Origin of the sequence: Pseudomonas sp. UYIF39 (assembly GCF_029963765.1) — a bacterium.
Taxonomy (GTDB): Bacteria; Pseudomonadota; Gammaproteobacteria; order Pseudomonadales; family Pseudomonadaceae; genus Aquipseudomonas.
The window spans coordinates 122,743-139,299 of the sequence record NZ_JALBYU010000011.1; the positions used below are offsets into that span (position 1 = coordinate 122,743).

At 59.4% G+C, this 16,557-nt stretch carries 17 protein-coding genes; 10 read left to right on the forward strand and 7 right to left on the reverse strand.

Going from position 1 to position 16,557, the window contains the following annotated elements; all coding sequences use genetic code 11:
• Positions 1–666: 666 nt before the first annotated feature.
• Positions 667–2,175: a malate dehydrogenase (quinone) gene (gene mqo / locus MO767_RS17050; protein ID WP_282481444.1), complete on the forward strand. Its 1,509-nt coding sequence runs from the start codon at positions 667–669 to the stop codon at positions 2,173–2,175.
• Between the two features lie 66 nt (positions 2,176–2,241).
• On the opposite strand, the gene MO767_RS17055 is transcribed toward mqo, so the two are convergent.
• Both MO767_RS17055 and MO767_RS17060 read right to left on the reverse strand, forming a co-directional pair.
• Entirely contained in the window at positions 2,242–2,529 is a 288-nt protein-coding gene (locus tag MO767_RS17055; RefSeq protein WP_008153397.1) for a PA4642 family protein, read from the reverse strand.
• 63 nt (positions 2,530–2,592) lie between these two features.
• Positions 2,593–3,078, reverse strand: coding sequence for a hypothetical protein (locus tag MO767_RS17060; protein WP_008153398.1), 486 nt, complete (start codon positions 3,076–3,078; stop codon positions 2,593–2,595).
• A gap of 151 nt (positions 3,079–3,229) precedes the next feature.
• Between MO767_RS17060 and dauA the strand changes: the two genes are divergently transcribed.
• Positions 3,230–4,951: a C4-dicarboxylic acid transporter DauA gene (gene dauA / locus MO767_RS17065; RefSeq protein ID WP_282481445.1), complete on the forward strand. Its 1,722-nt coding sequence runs from the start codon at positions 3,230–3,232 to the stop codon at positions 4,949–4,951.
• A gap of 9 nt (positions 4,952–4,960) precedes the next feature.
• On the opposite strand, the gene MO767_RS17070 is transcribed toward dauA, so the two are convergent.
• Together MO767_RS17070 and MO767_RS17075 are read right to left on the reverse strand one after the other, a co-directional pair.
• Entirely contained in the window at positions 4,961–5,434 is a 474-nt protein-coding gene (locus MO767_RS17070) for a WbuC family cupin fold metalloprotein (protein ID WP_282481446.1), read from the reverse strand.
• 4 nt (positions 5,435–5,438) lie between these two features.
• Positions 5,439–5,996 (reverse strand): hypoxanthine-guanine phosphoribosyltransferase, encoded by a 558-nt coding sequence (locus tag MO767_RS17075; RefSeq protein WP_282481447.1) that lies wholly within the window; start codon positions 5,994–5,996, stop codon positions 5,439–5,441.
• 163 nt (positions 5,997–6,159) lie between these two features.
• Between MO767_RS17075 and upp the strand changes: the two genes are divergently transcribed.
• Positions 6,160–6,798 carry a uracil phosphoribosyltransferase gene (upp, locus tag MO767_RS17080; RefSeq protein WP_008025893.1) on the forward strand — a complete coding sequence of 213 codons (639 nt, stop codon included), beginning with the start codon at positions 6,160–6,162 and terminating at the stop codon, positions 6,796–6,798.
• Positions 6,799–6,800: 2 nt separating this feature from the next.
• Complete coding sequence (locus MO767_RS17085) at positions 6,801–8,075, forward strand: uracil-xanthine permease family protein (protein WP_282481448.1); 1,275 nt, start codon at positions 6,801–6,803, stop codon at positions 8,073–8,075.
• Positions 8,076–8,116: 41 nt separating this feature from the next.
• On the opposite strand, the gene hemH is transcribed toward MO767_RS17085, so the two are convergent.
• Complete coding sequence (gene hemH / locus MO767_RS17090; RefSeq protein ID WP_282481449.1) at positions 8,117–9,142, reverse strand: ferrochelatase; 1,026 nt, start codon at positions 9,140–9,142, stop codon at positions 8,117–8,119.
• A 13-nt stretch (positions 9,143–9,155) separates the two neighbouring features.
• Complete coding sequence (locus tag MO767_RS17095) at positions 9,156–10,058, reverse strand: TIGR01777 family oxidoreductase (RefSeq protein WP_282481450.1); 903 nt, start codon at positions 10,056–10,058, stop codon at positions 9,156–9,158.
• Positions 10,059–10,254: 196 nt separating this feature from the next.
• Here MO767_RS17095 and MO767_RS17100 point away from each other — a divergent pair, with 196 nt between their 5' ends.
• The 6 genes from MO767_RS17100 to MO767_RS17125 all read left to right on the forward strand — a co-directional run bounded on the left by MO767_RS17100 (position 10,255) and on the right by MO767_RS17125 (position 15,968).
• Positions 10,255–11,241, forward strand: a complete 987-nt coding sequence (locus MO767_RS17100) for an NAD(P)/FAD-dependent oxidoreductase (RefSeq protein WP_282481451.1) — start codon at positions 10,255–10,257, stop codon at positions 11,239–11,241.
• 132 nt (positions 11,242–11,373) lie between these two features.
• Complete coding sequence (locus MO767_RS17105) at positions 11,374–12,333, forward strand: DUF523 and DUF1722 domain-containing protein (protein ID WP_282481452.1); 960 nt, start codon at positions 11,374–11,376, stop codon at positions 12,331–12,333.
• Between the two features lie 10 nt (positions 12,334–12,343).
• On the forward strand, positions 12,344–13,285 hold the full coding sequence (locus MO767_RS17110) for a MerR family transcriptional regulator (RefSeq protein WP_282481453.1): 942 nt from the start codon (positions 12,344–12,346) through the stop codon (positions 13,283–13,285).
• A gap of 34 nt (positions 13,286–13,319) precedes the next feature.
• Entirely contained in the window at positions 13,320–14,765 is a 1,446-nt protein-coding gene (gene phrB, locus MO767_RS17115) for a deoxyribodipyrimidine photo-lyase (RefSeq protein WP_282481489.1), read from the forward strand.
• 12 nt (positions 14,766–14,777) lie between these two features.
• Entirely contained in the window at positions 14,778–15,557 is a 780-nt protein-coding gene (locus MO767_RS17120; RefSeq protein WP_282481454.1) for an SDR family oxidoreductase, read from the forward strand.
• A 105-nt stretch (positions 15,558–15,662) separates the two neighbouring features.
• Positions 15,663–15,968, forward strand: coding sequence for a YkgJ family cysteine cluster protein (locus MO767_RS17125; RefSeq protein ID WP_008153413.1), 306 nt, complete (start codon positions 15,663–15,665; stop codon positions 15,966–15,968).
• 68 nt (positions 15,969–16,036) lie between these two features.
• On the opposite strand, the gene MO767_RS17130 is transcribed toward MO767_RS17125, so the two are convergent.
• Positions 16,037–16,555, reverse strand: coding sequence for an acyloxyacyl hydrolase (locus tag MO767_RS17130; RefSeq protein ID WP_282481455.1), 519 nt, complete (start codon positions 16,553–16,555; stop codon positions 16,037–16,039).
• Positions 16,556–16,557: the final 2 nt, after the last annotated feature.

A 16,557-nucleotide genomic window follows, 5' to 3' on the forward strand; every position in this document is an offset into this window, starting at 1 on the left:
AGGACGTCTCCTGATCGGGCCTCGCAGCATCGTCAATGCGCTTGTATTGACACCCCGCACCGCCCTACAGAGAGCCGCCCACACAGATCGAGTGAAGCTGGCGCGCTTGCTGTTCCTTGAGCAAAACCCCCACTTTTCGCGAATCTGCAGAGCTGTCATTACGCTCGGTCACTGAGCTGTTTGCCCGTTTTGCCTGTCATGTATCCCATGGCGGCAATCCATCCGGGCACGGTGCCAGGCTGGGGCAGCCCTTTTTTGAGGTTCACGTCTTCAAAAGAGCGTGAAAAAAACGGGTTTTCACAACTTCACAAGAGTGTGGCGAGCAAATGAATAGTTTTGCGTCTGAATATGCACCATTAGCGTCTGAAACAGCCCAACGACACAGGACCGAGTACACCTCGAACACCGGAGCCTGAAGCCTGTCCCCTACGGATTTGGTTGCACAAACGGATGTATCGACCATAAGTCGAATTGCCAGCCGCGCGTTGAAGTGAGTTCATGTAACTCTTTTAGACCCGGCCGGTAGCGTCCGTCGAAGTTGCGAAAAATTGCGAAGATTCGGACATGGCGATACTGCCATGGGTACCTGGGGCATCACTGACACGCCCCTGAACGCCTGGCAGCCATGCCGACAATTTGGTGCTGCAGATTTTGGAGACGCGTTAAATGGCGCATAACGAAGCAGTCGACGTAGTACTGGTTGGGGCCGGCATCATGAGTGCCACCCTTGCTGTACTGCTCAAAGAGCTCGACCCCGCGATCAAGCTGGAAGTCGTCGAGCTGATGGATTCCGGTGCTGCGGAGAGTTCGAACCCGTGGAACAACGCCGGTACCGGTCACGCCGGGCTGTGTGAGCTCAACTACACGCCGCAGGCCGCCGACGGCACCGTCGACATCAAGAAAGCCGTGCACATCAACACCCAGTTCGAGGTGTCGAAGCAGTTCTGGTCCTACCTGACCAAGAAAAGTACCTTCGGCTCGTGCAAGACATTCATCAGTCCGGTTCCGCACCTGAGCTTCGTCCAGAACGACGATGGCGTTTCCTTCCTCAAGGAACGCTTCAAGACGCTGAGCAAGCACCACGCCTTCTCGGACATGGAATACACCGAAGACAAGGCCACCATGGCCGAGTGGATGCCGCTGATGATGCCTGGCCGGCCGGCCGACGAAGTCGTCGCCGCCACCCGCGTCATGAACGGCACCGACGTCAACTTCGGCGCCCTGACCAATCAGTTGCTCAAGCACCTGACCAGCGCACCCGATGCCCAGGTCAAGTACTGCAAGCGCGTGACCGGTCTCAAGCGTAACGGCAACGGCTGGACCGTCAGCATCAAGGACGTCAACAGCGGCAATTCCCGCGACGTCGACGCGAAATTCGTGTTCCTGGGCGCCGGTGGCGCGGCACTGCCGCTGCTGCAAGCTTCGGGCATCGAAGAAAGCAAAGGTTTCGGCGGCTTCCCGATCAGCGGCCAGTGGCTGCGTTGCGACAACCCGGAAGTGGTCAAACACCACCAGGCAAAGGTTTACAGCCAGGCGGCCGTGGGTTCGCCTCCGATGTCGGTGCCGCACCTGGACACCCGCGTCGTCGATGGCAAGAAGTCTCTGCTGTTCGGACCTTACGCCGGTTTCACCACCAAGTTCCTCAAGCACGGCTCCTTCATGGACCTGCCGATGTCGGTTCGCGCCGGCAACATCGGCCCGATGCTGGCCGTGGCCAAAAACAACATGGACCTGACCAAGTACCTGGTCAGCGAAGTGATGCAGTCGATGGAGCAGCGCCTGGACTCGCTGCGTCGCTTCTACCCTGAAGCGAAAGCCGAAGACTGGCGCCTGGAAGTGGCCGGCCAACGGGTGCAGATCATCAAGAAAGACCCGAAAAAGGGCGGCGTTCTGCAGTTCGGTACCGAACTGGTCGCGGCCAAGGACGGCACCCTTGCTGCCCTGCTCGGCGCTTCGCCAGGCGCGTCGGTGACCGTTTCGATCATGCTGGAACTGATCGAAAAATGCTTCCCGAACAAAGCGTCCGGTGAGTGGGCTGCCAAACTGGCGGAAATCTTCCCGGCTCGGGAAAAGGTTCTGGAAACCGATGCTGCGCTGTATCGCAAGATCAATGTGCAGAACAACGTCGCGCTGGAACTGGTTGAAGCCAGCAACGAGACCGAAAGCTACGCTTGATTCGGCCGCATAAAAAACGCCCCGTTCTCATTGAGAGCGGGGCGTTTTTTTGTGCCTTGAAAAATCTTAACCGCGAGCCTTTTCGATCAGTTCGATGTACTCGGCCGCGTTGCGCTGATCCTTGATCAGGGCAACAAAGTCATTGCCGTGCTCATCCTTGCCGTCCAGATCCAGACCGGCTTCGACGAAGAACGTCAGAAAACGCCCGAAGTCATCGATGCGCAAGCCGCGATAGGCCTTGATCAGTTTGTGCAGCGACGGCGACGTGGCGTCGACCGGTTCGAAATCGAGGAACAGCTTGATCTGCTCATCGCCGATCTCGTCACCAATCACTTGCTTCTTATCTTTACGCATTGCCGACTCCAGCTCGCAGACATTTCACGGGGCGGGCAGTTTACCCCTCCCTGGCCACCGGGCTCAACGCGGACGAACAGCGCCCGTGTGCAGATCGGCCCAGACATGACCGTTGGCGTAGCTGAGGAACTGGCAATACACCGTGTCATTGCGCAACAAGTCGATTACCACCCGGTACTGAGCCATCGGGTAAAACAGCGTCAGGGTTTTGCTTTTGTCGTCGTAGATCGGCTTTTTCAGGCTTTTGCTTTCGCCATCGAAATTGACCAGCACCTGGTTGATGGTCGCGCCCTTGTTCAAGGATTTGCCCTTGAGGCGGATCAGCAACGGTGAGGTCACCGGAATCGGCTGCTGGTTGGACTGGCGCTGGCTGCCGACCACCACCGAATACTCGGTGACCTGCAACAGCTGTTGCTGTTCGGGTTCCGCATCACGCAGGGTCAGGTCATCTGGAGGCAGGAACTGCGCGTGCATCGGCGCCGGGGCGGCCGCCAGAGGCAGGCTGACGGTCAGCAACAGGGCGGCGCAGCTGCGGATCAAAAGGCTCATGTCAGGCTCCCAAGGCGAAGCCGAGCACTCTAGCATGAGGATCAACCGCGCGAATTAGCGATATGGGTCAATACTTCGCAGTACGACGCTGGCCATACTGGAAGAGCTTTCAGCCGTCGTTCAACAGTGCGCCGTCTACCGTGGAGTGCTCATGTCGTTCTCCGTTCCCCCGTTGTTCGCCGCCTGGCGTCAGACCTGGCGCGCCGGCTACACCCTCAAAGGCTTGCGCGGCGACATCAGTGCCGGGGTGACCGTAGGGATTATCGCCATTCCGCTGGCCATGGCCCTGGCGATTGCCGTGGGTGTACCGCCCCAGCAAGGGTTGTATACGGTACTGATCGCCGCCCCCCTGATCGCCCTGACAGGAGGTTCGCGTTTCAATGTCAGTGGGCCGACCGCTGCGTTCGTGGTCATTCTGCTACCCATTACCCAACAATACGGCCTGGGCGGCCTGCTGCTCTGCACCATGCTCGCCGGCGTCATCCTCATTGCCCTGGGGCTGATTCGAGCCGGGCGGTTGATTCAGTACATTCCGTATCCGGTCACCCTGGGCTTTACCGCCGGGATCGGCATTGTCATTGCAACCCTGCAATTGAAGGATTTGCTGGGCCTGAACACCGCAGGCCAGGCAGAACACTACATCGAACAGCTGGGCGTACTGATTCTGGCATTGCCCAGCGCCCGGCTAGGGGACGGGATCATCGGCATCACCTGCCTGGCCGTTCTGATTGTCTGGCCACGGTGGGTGCCGAGAATTCCGGGGCATCTGGTGGCGCTGACCATCGGCGCGCTCCTGGGTTTGGCGCTGGAGCACAGCGGGCTGGCGGTGGCGACATTGGGTGAGCGTTTCAGCTATATGGTCGAGGGCGTCAGCCACCCTGGCATTCCGCCGTTCCTGCCAAGCTTCGATTGGCCGTGGAATCTACCCGGCCCCGACGGCCAGCCTCTGCACCTGTCTTACGACTTGATCCGTCAGTTGCTGGCGCCGGCGTTCGCCATTGCCATGCTCGGGGCTATCGAATCCTTGTTGTGTGCGGTGGTGGCGGATGGCATGACCGGCAGTAAACACGACCCCAACGCAGAACTGCTGGGTCAGGGCCTGGGCAACCTGATCGCTCCGCTGTTCGGCGGTATTACCGCCACGGCGGCGATTGCCCGTAGTGCCACCAACGTGCGCAGCGGAGCCTTTTCGCCATTGGCGGCCATTATTCACAGCGCGGTGGTGCTGATTGCGATACTCGTCCTCGCACCGCTTTTCAGCTACCTGCCGATGGCTGCATTGGCCGCATTACTGGTCATGGTGGCGTGGAACATGAGCGAAGCCCGGCACGTGCTGCATACCTTGCACATCGCGCCCCGCAGCGATGTGCTGGTCTTGCTGACCTGCCTGAGCCTGACGGTGTTGTTCGACATGGTGATGGCTGTCGCCGTCGGCCTGCTGCTCGCCGCCGGGTTATTTATCAAGCGCATGAGCGATCTTACGGACACCGCCGAACTGCCCCGAGGCTTCCATCAAGCCTTGCAGGATCTGCCGGCACATGTTCGCTGCTATGCGATTCGTGGGCCGTTGTTCTTCGGCGCGGCCGAAAAAGCCTTGGGGGTGCTACGCAAATTCAGTCCGGAGGTCAAAGTGGTGATCGTCGAGATGAGCGCCGTGCCCATGCTGGACATGACGGCGCTGGCGGCCTTCGACAATATCCTGAGGGATTACCGCACGGACGGCATTGGCCTGATTCTGGTGGCGACCGCCCCACGAGTGCGCCTGAAGCTCAGACGCGCGGGCATCCATCGGGAACAGCGTCAGCTGGCCTATGTGAACAACCTGGAACAGGCTCGTCGCAAAAGCGAACGCTGGCTGGCCGGGGAAAATTGAGCGCGCCGTTCAGGTGAACAGCGCGCGCATCCACGCCTGATACTCAGCCACACCAGGCTCGCCTTCGCGCGGCGCCCAGCGAGCAAGCTCACCTTCACCGACCGGGCGATAGGGGCCGGCCTTGCACTCGAACATCAGGCTGTCCGCTTCCAGTACCACCAGGCTATGGAACACTCCGGCTGGCAGGTCCACACCAAGACAGTCGCCACCGGCCTGCAGGATTTGTTTACTCAGCACCCCGCCAGACTCATCGAAAATCAACACACCCAGTCGCCCTTTGAGAACCAACAAGGTTTCAGCCTTGTTTTCCCCCACGTGCCGATGAGGCGGGACATAGGTGTCAGGCTGCAAGCCAACCACCATGCGATGACAGGCGTCTTCCATCTGATGGAAGTTGTGATGCTGACGCCCGCGAGAATTGGCTGCGGCTTTCTCGGCCAATTCAGCGAACAGGGTTTGATCGAGAAAGCTCGGCACGGTCATGTTCTTACATGCCTTTAACAGCAAAAATCCCGTTGGCGTTACGCCAGTAGCCCTTGTAGTCCATGCCGTAACCGAAGATGTAACGGTCGATGCATGGCAGGCCGACGAAATCGGCTTTCAGGTCCGGGCGAGCCTTGCGGTCGTGGTCCTTGTCGATCAGCACGGCGGTGTGCACTTTGCGCGCGCCAGCGTGTTTGCAGAAGTCGATGATCGCGCCCAGGGTGTGACCTTCGTCGAGGATGTCGTCGATGATCAGCACGTCACGGTCGATGAACGACACTTCCGGCTTGGCTTTCCAGAACAGATCGCCGCCGCTGGTTTCGTTGCGATAACGAGTGGCATGCAGGTAGGACGCTTCCAGCGGGAAGTTCAGATGGGTCAGCAACTTGCCGGAGAAAATCAGCCCGCCATTCATCACGCAGAACACCACCGGATTGCTTTCAGCCAGTTGGTCGTTGATTTGTGCACCGACGCGGGCGATGGCCGCCTCGACTTCAGCTTCGGTGTACAGGCAGTCAGCCTCTCGCATGATTTGACGGATATGCTCGAGATCAGCGGACATGGCGCTCTCCAGGGGGGACTGATTAAGGAAAAGCGGGCAAAGGTACGCATCCCGCTCGGCCAGATCAAGCGTTTGTGGACTAACGTACTTCATGTCTATAGGACAACACCCTCGGATAGATTAATCTAGGCCGGTTTTTTTGCCCGCCGCCGGAGCCTTTCCCATGCCCATCCTCGAGATCCGCCATCCGCTGATCCGCCATAAACTCGGCCTTATGCGCCGCGCCGACATCAGCACGAAGAATTTCCGTGAGCTCGCTCAGGAAGTCGGTGCCCTGCTGACCTATGAAGCCACCAAAGACCTGCCGCTGGAAAGCTACGACATCGAAGGCTGGTGCGGCACGGTGTCGGTCGAGAAAATCGCCGGCAAGAAAATTACTGTAGTACCGATCCTGCGCGCCGGTATCGGTATGCTCGAAGGCGTACTGAGCCTGATCCCGGGCGCCAAAGTCAGCGCCGTCGGCGTGGCCCGCAACGAACAAACCCTGCAGGCCCACACCTATCTGGAAAAACTGGTTCCGGAAATCAACGAACGCCTGGCGATGATCATCGACCCGATGCTCGCTACCGGCAGCTCCATGGTCGCTACCATCGACCTGCTGAAAAAGGCCGGTTGCCGGGATATCCGCGCGATGGTGCTGGTGGCTGCCCCTGAAGGCATTGCCGCCGTTGAGAAGGCTCACCCGGACGTGACCATCTACACCGCCTCCATTGACGAAAAACTCAACGAACACGGTTACATCATTCCAGGCCTGGGCGATGCCGGTGACAAGATCTTCGGTACCAAGCAGAAGGACGCTTGAGCATGCAGCAAGAGTTCAACGATCCGCTCTGGCGCACGGTGCTGTCGGGTGCGCAGATGCTGTTCGTGGCCTTCGGCGCCCTGGTGTTGATGCCGCTGATTACCGGCCTCGACCCGAACGTGGCGCTGTTCACCGCAGGCCTGGGGACGATTTTGTTCCAGATCGTCACCGGGCGTCAGGTGCCGGTGTTCCTGGCGTCGAGCTTTGCCTTTATCACCCCGATCATTCTCGCCAAGGGCCAATTCGGTCTCGCGGCGACCATGGGCGGCGTCATGGCGGCGGGTTTCGTCTACACCTTCCTCGGCCTTGCCGTGAAGATCAAAGGCACCGGTTTCATTGACCGTCTGCTGCCGCCGGTGGTGATTGGCCCGGTGATCATTTCCATCGGCCTGGCCATGGCACCAATCGCCGCCAACATGGCGATGGGCAAGGCTGGCGACGGCACCGAGCTGATTCATTATCAGACGGCCATGCTGATCTCGATGCCAGCGCTGCTGACCACCCTGATCGTCGCGGTGTTCGGCAAAGGCATCTTCCGCCTGGTGCCGATCATCTCGGGCGTGCTGGTGGGCTTTGCGATGGCGTTCTATTTCGGCGTCGTTGATACCGCGAAAATTGCTGCTGCACCGTGGTTTGCGATCCCGCATTTCACCGCGCCGGAATTCAACTGGCAGGCGATTCTGTTCATCGTTCCGGTGGCCCTGGCCCCAGCCATCGAGCACATCGGCGGCGTGATCGCTGTCGGTAGCGTGACCGGTCGCGATTACCTGAAGAAACCCGGCCTGCACCGCACCCTGCTCGGCGATGGCATTGCCACCACCGCAGCCGGCCTGTTTGGCGGTCCACCCAACACCACCTATGCCGAAGTGACGGGCGCGGTGATGCTGACCAAGAACTACAACCCGAAGATCATGACCTGGGCGGCGATTTTCGCCATCAGCCTGGCGTTCATCGGCAAGTTCGGCGCGCTGCTGCAAAGCATTCCAGTGCCGGTGATGGGCGGGATTCTGTGCCTGTTGTTCGGTTCGATCGCGGCGGTGGGCATGAACACCCTGATTCGCCACAAGATCGACCTGAGCGAAGCGCGCAACCTGGTGATTGTCTCGGTGACCCTGGTGTTCGGGATCGGCGGCGTACTGGTTGGCACCGGCACAGGGCCGGACGACTTCGGCCTCAAAGGCATCGCGCTGTGCGCGGTGACGGCGATTGCGCTGAACCTGTTGCTGCCGGGCAATGACAGCTGGAAGCACAAAAAGGCGAATGAGTCGTTGCTCTGAGTGAATCGATCGTTCCCACGCGAGCGTGGGAACGATCATGACTACAGGGCTATCGGCGCTCGTTCGCATAAGGTGCTCAACGCCCGCGCCCACTGCGGATCGTCGTTCAGACACGGCACCAGCACCAACTCTTCCCCTCCCGCCTCGCGGAACTGCTCCCGCCCGCGATCACCGATCTCCTCCAGGGTCTCGATGCAATCGGCAACGAACGCCGGGCACATCACCAGTACCTTCTTCACGCCCATTCCAGCCAATTCATCGAGGCGCGCTTCGGTGTAGGGTTCGATCCATTTCGCTCGACCCAAACGCGACTGGAACGACACCGACCACTTGCCGTCCGGCAGCCCCAGCCGCTTGGCAAACTCGGACGCCGTGCGCAGGCATTGGGCGCGGTAGCAGGTCGCCAATACTTCTGGTGAAGCGTTCAGGCAGCAATTATCGCTTTTGAAGCAATGGTGACCGGTAGGGTCGATCTTGGTCAGGTGCCGCTCCGGCAATCCGTGAAAGCTTAGCAACAGGTGATCGTGCTCTTGCTCCAGATGCGGCTTGACGCTGGCCACCAGCGCATCGAGGTACTCCGGTTGATCGTAGAACGGCTGGAGAATCGAAAACTGCACATCCAGCTGCTTCTCACGCACCACCCGCTTGGCCTCCTCGATCACCGTGGTCACGGTGCTGTCGGCGAACTGTGGATAGAGCGGTGCAAGAGTGACCTTCTTGTGACCCTGGGCCGCCAGGCGCACCAGCACCGACTCGATCGATGGTTCACCGTAACGCATCGCCAGCTCCACCGGACCGTGGGTCCACTGGGCCGTCATGGTCTGTTGCAGGCGACGGCTGAGCACCACCAACGGCGAGCCCTCCTTCCACCAGATCGAGGCATAGGCGTGAGCAGACTGCTCCGGGCGCTTGAACAGGATCAGCGACACCAGCAAACGTCGCACCGGCCATGGCAGGTCGATCACATACGGGTCCATCAGAAATTGATTGAGGTAACTGCGCACATCCGCCACCGAGGTGGAGGCCGGTGAGCCCAGGTTGACCAGAAGCAATGCGTGATCGGTCATGCAACGTCCTATTTCAAAGGCGGCTGGACAGATCGTCCAGAGCCGCGCGCAAGTCAGTGAATTGGAAAGTGAAACCCGCTTCCAGCAAGCGAGCCGGTGCGGCCTTCTGGCCGCCCAGCAACAGCAATGACAATTCGCCCAGACACACCCTTAACGCCAGGGCCGGCATGGGCATGAACGTCGGGCGGTGCAGTACGCTGCCCAACGTCTTGGCAAACTCTCGGTTGCGCACCGGTTTTGGCGCGCAGGCATTATAAGGACCACTGGCGTTTTCCTGATGCAGAAGAAAATCAATCAGGGCGATTTGATCGTTGATATGAATCCATGGCATCCACTGCCGACCACTGCCGATAGGCCCGCCCAGCCCCACTTTGAATGGCAGCAACAGCCGCGACAAAAAGCCGCCCTCTGCCGACAACACCAGCCCGGTGCGAATGAAGATCACGCGAATGCCCAAGCCTTCGGCACGCTGGGCGGTTTCTTCCCAGGCGATGCACAACTGACTGGCGAAATCATCGATGACCGGTGGAGATTTCTCGGTCAATTCCCGCTCCCCCCCGTCACCGTACCAACCGACCGCAGACCCCGAAATCAACACCTGCGGTTTTTGTTCACGGGTTTCGAGCCAGGCCAGCAGGGTTTCAGTCAGGGTGATGCGACTGCTCCACAACAGCGCTTTGCGTCGGGTTGTCCAAGGCCGATCGGCAATCGGTGCGCCTGCCAGATTGATAATCGCATCCACCTGTTCTTGGCCGATTTCCTCGAGGCGGGCCACTCCGCGCACTTGGGCACCGCAGATTTTCGCGACTTTTCCAGGCTTGCGACTCCAGACCGTCAGGCGATGCCCCTGACTCAACCAGCGTGCGCAGAGCTGACGTCCTATCAAACCAGTACCGCCGGTCAGCAATATGTGCATGACTTCTTCCTCGCGTGGCGTTTAACCCTGATCACTAGTCTATTTTTATAAGCAGGGATCTTTGGTATCGGGCAGGCTCTGTGTTTAACAATAGGCCAAGCTGTCAGAACGAGAATGCTAAAAGTTATACCAAAAAACAATATTGTACAGGTTTAAACCACAGCGTAGTCTGTACAGAAAGGTAAACGAGGCCCCTATGACTGTACCTATCGCAATCATCGGCACCGGCATCGCCGGGCTCTCCGCCGCCCAAGCCCTGACAGAGGTCGGGCATGTCGTTCAACTTTTCGATAAAAGCCGCGGCAGTGGCGGACGTATGTCGAGCAAGCGCAGCGATGCGGGGGCTCTGGACATGGGCGCGCAATATTTCACTGCCCGCGATCGCCGCTTCGTCACTGAAGTCCAGCGCTGGCAAGGCAACGGCTGGGTCGCTGAATGGATGCCGCAGCTCTACACCTACCATGGTGGCCAGCTCAACCTGTCGCCGGACGAACAGACGCGCTGGGTCGGCACGCCGCGCATGAGCGCCATCACCCGCGGCCTGCTCGGCGACCTGGAAGTGCATTTCGCCTGCCGCATTACCGAGGTTTATCGCGGCGAAGAGCACTGGCATCTGCAGGACGCGGAAGGCTTCACCCACGGCCCGTTCAGTCATGTGATTATCGCCACGCCAGCGCCTCAGGCGACTGCACTGCTGGCCTCCGCGCCGAAACTCGCCGGTGCCGCCGCCGGGGTGAAAATGGACCCGACCTGGGCTGTCGCGCTGGCATTCGAGACACCGCTGGATACGCCCATGGAAGGCTGCTTCGTACAGGACAGTCCGCTCGACTGGCTGGCTCGCAACCGCAGCAAACCAGGGCGTGACAACACGCTGGACACTTGGGTCCTGCACGCCACTAGCGCCTGGAGCCGGCAACATATCGACCTGTCCAAAGAAGCCGTGATCGAGCAATTGCACGGCGCATTTGCCGAGCTGCTGCACAGCGCCATGCCCGCCCCGACCTTCAGCCTCGCCCACCGCTGGCTCTACGCCCGCCCCGCCAACAGCCATGAATGGGGAGCCTTGGCCGATGCCGATCTAGGGTTGTATGTGTGTGGCGACTGGTGCTTGTCCGGTCGTGTCGAAGGCGCCTGGCTCAGCGGCCAGGAAGCCGCCCGCCGCTTGCATGCGCATCTGCAGTGAACCGCATCGGTCCGGTAGGAGGCCGACGGTAAAACCTATACAAAAAATTTGACTTGTACACCTTTGAATCTATGATGAGGTTATGTTGTACAGAGCGAACAGTCTGTACAGGTTTAGATTCGAGGTGCTCCGATGCTCCACGTCACCGTGAAACCGAAGATCGCCATCAGCGCCTGCCTGATGGGCGCAGAAGTGCGTTACAACGGCGGGCACAAGGAATCGCGGCTGTGCAGTCGTACCCTTACTGACTATTTCGATTTTTTCCCGGTTTGCCCCGAAGTCGCCATCGGCCTCGGCATTCCTCGGGAACCGATCCGCCTGGTTGGCGATCCCGAACATCCCGAAGCCGTCGGCACCGTTAACCCAACACTCAATGTCACCCGGCCGCTCGCCGAGTATGGTCAGAAAATGGCTGCGGAACTGGGCGACATCTGCGGCTACATCTTCATGCAGAAATCCCCGTCATGCGGCCTGGATCGGGTCAAGGTCTACCACGCCAACGGCGCGCCGGTGGACGGTGGTGGCCGTGGCATCTACGCCCAGGCTTTCTGCGCGCTGCATCCGGATTTACCGGTGGAGGAAGACGGCCGACTCAACGACCCGGTGCTGAGAGAAAACTTCCTCACCCGCGTGTTCGCCTACAGTGCCTGGCAGCAGTTGCTGCGCGAAGGCCTCACTCGCCGCAGCCTCACAGACTTTCACTCGCGCTACAAATACCTGTTGATGGCCCACAACCCGGTGCAATACAAAACCCTGGGCAACCTGCTGGGCAACATGGGCCAGACCGACCCAAACGAACTCGGCCCACGCTATTTCAGCGAGCTGATGGCGGCTTTGAAAAAATGCGCCACACGCCGCACCCACACCAACGTCCTGCAACACATCAGTGGCTATCTCAAACAGACGATCAGCCCTGAAGACAAACAGGAAGTGCAGCACGTCATCGGCCAGTACCGCCTCGGTATCGTGCCGCTGGTGGTGCCGTTGACGCTGCTCAAACACTACTTCCGTCAACACCCGGACCCGTACATTGCGCAACAGGTTTACCTGCAACCGCATCCGGAAAATCTCAGTCTGCGAAACGCGATCTAATGACAATCCAATGAAAAGCCCACTCGACACCAGCGCCAGCGAAGACCTCGGCGCCGACTTCAAGAAAGCACTCGACGAAGGCTGGTTGCCGATCCGTGAGGTCGCACGGCAGACCGGCGTCAACGCTGTCACCCTGCGGGCCTGGGAGCGTCGTTATGGCCTGATCGTGCCGCAACGCACGCCCAAGGGTCATCGGCTGTTCTCTGCCGAACACGTTCAACGTATCCTGACGATCCTCACCTGGCTCAACCGCGGCGTGGCCGTCAGCCAGGTCAAGCAACTGCTCGACACACCCCAGGTTTTTACCGAATCCGTCGAAAACGATTGGCAAGTGCTGCGCCATACGCTGCTGCAAGCGGTCACTCAACTGAACGAACGCACCGTCGATGACACCGTCAATCAGGCCATGGCGCTGTATCCACCACGGACCTTGTGCGCACAACTACTGATGCCGCTGCTGGCTGAACTGGAGCAACGCTGGCAAGGACAGTTCGGCGCGCAGATGGAGCGGGTGTTTTTTTACTCCTGGTTACGCAGCAAATTTGGCGCACGCATCTACCATAACAACCGTCAGTTACGCACCGCGCCACTGTTGTTGATCAATCAATCGGACCTGCCACTGGAACCTCACCTGTGGCTGACCGCCTGGTTGATCAGCAGCGCCGATTGCCCGGTGGAAGTGTTCGACTGGCCACTCCCCGCCGGCGAACTCGCGCTGGCGGTCGATCACCTGCAAGCCCGCGGCGTACTGCTGTATTCCAGCAAAGCCATAACCCTTTCGCAGCTGCCGAAACTTTTGAATGGTATCAGTTGCCCAAAAATGATTGCCGGACCCACGGTGTGTATCCACCACGCCGAGTTGTCCACACGAACGTTCAAGATTACTGACTTGTTCCTGGCTGAAGATCCGTTAGCGGCACACCAGGGCCTGGTTCAGCGTGGGCTTATTTAATGGCGAATTTTTAATGAATCGTATGGACACCCCCCTGCAATTGATCTGGCTGCGCAGCGACTTGCGCCTACAGGACAACACCGCCCTCTCGGCCGCCGCAGCCCGGGGCCCGACTGTGGCGGTGTATCTGCTGAGCCCGGAGCAATGGCTGGAACACGATGACGCGCCGTGCAAAGTGGATTTCTGGCTGCGCAACCTGAACGAGTTAAGCCGCACGTTGGGCGAACTGAACATTCCCTTGTTGATCCGCAAGGCATCTCGCTGGGATGAAGCACCCAAGGTGCTGCTCGATCTTTGCCAACAGTTGAAGATTGATGCGGTGCACGTCAACGAGGAGTACGGCATTCATGAAAGTCGTCGTGACGCAGCCGTGGCCGAAACGCTGAACGCCAATGCCATCGACTTTTTTAGCTACCTTGATCAACTGCTGTTAAAACCGGGCACCGTACTGACCAAAACGGGCACTTACTTTCAGGTGTTCAGCCAGTTCCGCAAGGCGTGTTACGACCGCCTGCGCGGGTCACTACCGAAGCGAATCTCAGCACCCGCCATGCAGACGCCGCTGACGATCGGCAACGACAAGATCCCATCAAACGTTGAAGGCTTCGCAACGCCCAGCGACAGCTTGCGCAGTCTTTGGCCTGCCGGTGAAGCCGAAGCCCACCGCCGCCTCGACACCTTCGCCGATGCCCAGATCGACGACTACAAAAACGAACGCGACTTCCCGGCCAAACCCGGCACCAGTCAACTCTCGGCCTACCTCGCCGCCGGGGTGATTTCCCCCCGCCAATGCTTGCATGCCGCCCTGCAAAGCAATCAGGGCGAGTTCGAAAGTGGCAAAGTCGGCGCCGTCACCTGGATCAACGAATTGCTGTGGCGCGAGTTCTACAAACACATTCTGGTGGGTTACCCACGTGTTTCGCGTCATCGCGCCTTCCGCCCAGAAACCGAAGCCCTCGCCTGGCGCGATGCCCCAGATGAACTCCTGGCCTGGCAAGAGGCCCGTACCGGTCTGCCGATTATCGACGCGGCCATGCGCCAATTGCTTGAAACCGGCTGGATGCACAACCGTCTGCGCATGGTGGTGGCGATGTTCTTGACCAAGAACCTGCTGATCGACTGGCGTGAAGGCGAGCGTTTTTTCATGCGTCATCTGATCGATGGCGACCTGGCGGCGAACAACGGTGGCTGGCAGTGGAGCTCGTCCACTGGCACCGATTCGGCGCCCTACTTCCGGATTTTCAATCCACTGAGCCAGTCGGAGAAATTCGACAGTGAAGGGCTGTTCATCAAGCACTGGCTGCCGGAACTGGCCAGGTTGAACAAGAAGGATGTGCATAACCCGGCGAACCTCGGCGGCCTGTTCGGCGTGGCGGATTATCCGTCGCCGATCGTCAATCTGAGCAGCTCTCGCCAACGGGCGCTGGCCGCGTTCAAGAACCTGCCATCACGACAACATGCCGGGCGATTGACTGGCTGAAAGGAGAATGGGATGAGTTTTACACCTCCACGGCGATACTGGCTGACGGGTGCCAGCAACGGCATTGGTGCGTCGCTGGCAGAAGAAATACTGAAAACTGGAGCTCATCTTGCGGTGAGTTCTCGCTCGGTGGCACCACTCAAAGTCTTGTCTCAGCGTTATCCGGGCCAAGTGCTGGTGGTGGCCGGAGACCTGACCAACAGCCAGACCGTGCGAGAAATCGGCGAGCAAATTGCTGAGGAGTGGGGAGCTCTGGACACGGTGATCCTCAACGCCGGTACTTGCGAATACGTCGACGTTCAGCAGTTCGATTCGTCGATCGTCGAGCACGTCGTGCGCACCAACCTGCTTGCCAGCAGTTATTGCATCGAAGCCGCCCGCCCCCTTTTACGCACCGGTATTGCGCCGCATCTGGTCGGCGTCGCCAGCTCGGTCACCTACCTGCCGCTGCCGCGGGCCGAGGCCCATGGAGCCTCAAAGCCCGGGCTGCGATACCTGTTTGAATCGTTGCGCATAGATCTTGCACCGGAAGGCATCGAAGTCACCGTGGTCAGCCCGGGATTTGTCGAGACGCCGCTGGCGGTGGAAAACATCCCCATGCCACTTAGCTGGCCAGTGGACAAGTCAGCACGCTACATCTTCGCCGAACTCAAGAATCGACCGATGGAATTAGCCTTTCCGGCGTTGTTCATGGCCGACCTCTGGCCACTGTCGAAAGTACCCAACCGGGGGAAACTGACAATCGGCAAACGCATGGTGCGCAGCAATCCGCCGATCAAGGACCTGCCCTGAAATCACCATTGCCGGGAGTGGCATCTCGGGGGTGGTCGCGCCCGTCGACCAAGCGTCCGTCAGGCCTTTCACACAGCACCGGCCCACTGCCTTACACTGGGCGCCATGAAAACCATTCCCCATACGCAAATCGCCGAGCCTGCGGTCACATGTTCGACCTGCGCAGCCTGCTGCTGTCAGCTCGAAGTCATGCTGATCACGGACACAGGCGTGCCCGAACGTTTTATCGATACCGATGACTGGGGTGGGGAAGTCATGCTGCGCCTGGATGACGGCTGGTGCGCCGCGCTGGATCGCAACACGATGATGTGCACCATCTATGAAAAACGCCCGCTGATCTGCCGGGAGTTCGAGATGGGCGCACCGGAATGCATCGACGAACGCCAAGGGATTACCACGGCGTATCGGTGAACAAGAAGGCACCCAAAATCAAATGTAGGAGCGACGGTGCGGCGATCCCACATTGACCGAGTCCAGGCTTACAACGGCATCGTGTAATGCAGTGCGTAACTTTCTACACCATCGTTCTGGCTGCTGATTCCGGCATTGGAATAGTGCGTCGCTCGAATACCGACTTCATGCCCGCCTGCGAAACGCAGACCAAAACCGAAGCGATCTTCAAACTGAAAGGCATTGCCGAGTTGGTTGTTTTCGACTTCGGTATTGGCGAAAACCGCTACACCAACCCCCAACTCCAGGTAGGGTTTGACGGTCTGCCCGGCAAACTCATAAACCAGCACCGGCGCGAACGACAGGCTGTGGTTGCTGGAGGTCTTGTCGCCTTCCCAATAGGTGTAACCACCGCTCCAGTAACCGGTCAAACGACCGATATCACTCTGCAACCAGCTCTTGTCCCAATCGAATTGCATGCCCAGTCGATAGGTCATGGTCGACTCGCTAGTCTGGCCGACCGCGAACTCCACGCCTGCCGCCTGCGCGGTAAAACTGTGCCCCATCAGTGCGGCCGCAATCGCGGCCAAGCAGAATAGTCGCTTCATTA